This is a genomic window from Collinsella sp. TM09-10AT (genome assembly GCF_003436275.1).
Classification (GTDB): domain Bacteria; phylum Actinomycetota; class Coriobacteriia; order Coriobacteriales; family Coriobacteriaceae; genus Collinsella.
On the sequence record NZ_QSOP01000049.1, the window covers coordinates 1 to 1816 of the forward strand.

Sequence of the window (1816 nt, forward strand, 5' to 3'; positions counted from 1 at the left end):
AGGCGGCCGAGCATGGCGAAGCCCATGGCAGGCAGGATGTTGGCGGCAACGCCAAAGCCAGCAAGGACAAAGGGCGGGATGAAGTCGAGCATGCCCTGGATGGCGTCAGCACCCAGATAGAACGACAGCGAGCACAGCAGGAACGCCATGATGATACCGGTCAAACCGATCAGGAAGTGCATCGCATAGACACCCTTAAGGTTGCCCTGGCCGGAGAAGACATCAGCGCGGTCAACCAGAATCGGCAGGGCGGCGTTGAGGATGTTCTTGATGGCAAGGCACAGCGTGGCGATGGGCATAGCGAGCGCGATGGCTGCCTCGGTGCTCTGGCCCAACTGGATAGCGAAGGCGCAGGCGAGCACGCCGCCGATCGTCTCATCAGGCGGCACGTAGGCGCCGATGGAGATCGAGCCCATGAACAGAAGCTCCAGGCTGGCGCCGATCGCGAGGCCGGACTGCAGGTCCCCCAGCACCAGGCCCACGAGCGGGCACAGGACGATGGGGCGGAACGCATAGAGCGTACCGAGCTGGAAGTCGAACTTACCAAATGCGGCGATAAGTCCGATGAGGATTGCTTGGGTAAGCATATATCCCCCTTTCCTAATAGGACACTACGAAGAGCTCAGACTCTTCGAAATTGAACGCCTAGAGCACGCTTGCGCAGTCAACCTTGGGGTCATCGGCCAGAGGACGGATCTCGACCTCGACGCCGTTGTTCAGCATCTCACGCACATCGGCCTCCTCGGCTGCAGTCAGGAAGATCTGACGAGAGACCTGACGAGCATCGGGGCGCTTCTCGTCCTTGGGCTTGGTGTTGCCCAGGTTGACCGACTTGATCTGCGGGCAGCCTTCAACAAGCTGCTTTGCCTCAGCGATGGTGGCGACACAGATAATCATCTTGTATTTGTCAGTCACACCCGAGTTAATGGCCTCGATGGCATTCGCCATATCCTTGATGACGAGCTTGCAGCCGGCAGGCTTGCCCATCTTGAGCGTCGTCTTCCACACCGGGTCGTTGGCGACCTTATCGCCCACGCAGAAAATGCAGTTGGAGCCAAGGCCCTGGACCCAAGAGACCGCGACCTGGCCATGAAGCAGGCGATGGTCGACGCGAAGTAGCTGAATCATAATGTGACCCCCCAAAGGTCTTGTGCCGTCTTACGGCGTGTCAGTAGGTGCTGCGGATTAGAACTCTTCTTCCTCTTCGTCATCGACCAAAAGATCGTTGACAAACTTCACGCGCGTATCGTCCGCAGCGACGATGGCGCGAATCGTCTCCTCAACCGGCGCCGACTCGTCAGAGAACAGCAGCTGGATAAGCAGAGGAAGGTTCATGTTGGTAACGAGGTACGTGCGGGGACGCGTCTGGACGATCTTGGTGAACTCGTTGTTGACGCTGCCGCCAAAGAGGTCGGTGCAGACAACGACATCATCGTCGGCAGCCATGCCTGCCAGCAATTTTTGGGCCTCCTCGGCCACGTCCATGCGGTCATCGACGAACATCGAAAGATCGTGGACGTTGTCGCGAGCGCCCGAGAGCAGCTCGACACTCTCCTTGATGCCGGTAGCGAAGTGCGCATGGCTGGCGATGATGTACTGCCTCATTCTGTGTTCCTCTCAATAGCCCGGCGCGTTCCCGCACCCGTTTTCTTTAGTAGTCGAACTGGTGATAGTAGCGACGATACTTGAGGTTGTGCTTGGTGACCGTCTCGTAGTAGCGAGCCAGGCGGTCGGTAACGAGCACCGTCAGAATCCACGGAGACACGATGACGCGGAACTCGTCGTCAAGGCCGGGGATCGCGAACTCGGCGGTGTC

3 protein-coding genes are annotated in these 1816 nt (G+C 58.8%); all 3 read right to left on the minus strand.

Annotation, left to right across the window (positions count from 1 at the left end; translation table 11 throughout):
* Positions 1 to 587 (minus strand): PTS sugar transporter subunit IIC (locus DXD77_RS10180; RefSeq protein WP_147325448.1); only part of this gene is annotated, 587 nt, incomplete at its 3' end.
* 58 nt (positions 588 to 645) lie between these two features.
* Entirely contained in the window at positions 646 to 1128 is a 483-nt protein-coding gene (locus DXD77_RS10185; RefSeq protein WP_117565058.1) for a PTS sugar transporter subunit IIB, read from the minus strand.
* A 57-nt stretch (positions 1129 to 1185) separates the two neighbouring features.
* On the minus strand, positions 1186 to 1605 hold the full coding sequence (locus DXD77_RS10190) for a PTS sugar transporter subunit IIA (RefSeq protein ID WP_117565057.1): 420 nt from the start codon (positions 1603 to 1605) through the stop codon (positions 1186 to 1188).
* Between the last annotated feature and the right edge of the window lie 211 nt (positions 1606 to 1816).

What these genes read in the sequence shown, in the direction of transcription:
- DXD77_RS10185 (WP_117565058.1), bottom strand. Translation starts at nt 1,128, where the DNA reads ATGATTCAGCTACTTCGCGTCGACCATCGCCTGCTTCATGGCCAGGTC.
- DXD77_RS10190 (WP_117565057.1), bottom strand. Translation starts at nt 1,605, where the DNA reads ATGAGGCAGTACATCATCGCCAGCCATGCGCACTTCGCTACCGGCATC.